The following is a 314-nucleotide window of genomic DNA, read 5'->3' as shown; positions in this document are numbered from 1 at the left end:
CTACGCCGCCGCCCTCGCCCGCCGGCGCATCCCGTATCGCACCGGCCACGCGGTGGTGGCCGCGCACGGCAGGCCGGGCCCCGCCCTCGCGCAGGGCAGCCTGCGTACCGTGACCGCGGCCCGGATCGACCGGGACTGGCGGATCCGCCCCGACTCCGCATACGAACTGGCGTGCGACACGCTCGCGGTCGGCTACGGCTTCACCCCGCAGTTGGAACTCGCCGGCCACCTGGGCTGCGCGACCACCCCTGGGGGCTTCGTCGCGGTCGACGCCCGGCAGGCCACCACCGTGCCCGGGGTGTGGGCCGCGGGCG

General features: G+C 77.7%; 1 protein-coding gene. It reads left to right on the top strand.

What is annotated here, in order from left to right:
* The coding region (locus GT354_RS47560; protein ID WP_161364032.1) for an FAD-dependent oxidoreductase at positions 1-314 on the top strand (314 nt) is incomplete at both ends.

This window comes from Streptomyces sp. SID3343 (assembly GCF_009865215.1).
GTDB lineage: Bacteria > Actinomycetota > Actinomycetes > Streptomycetales > Streptomycetaceae > Embleya.
The sequence above is the reverse complement of the archived record's forward strand: the minus strand, read 5'-3'. Positions and strand labels throughout refer to the sequence as shown.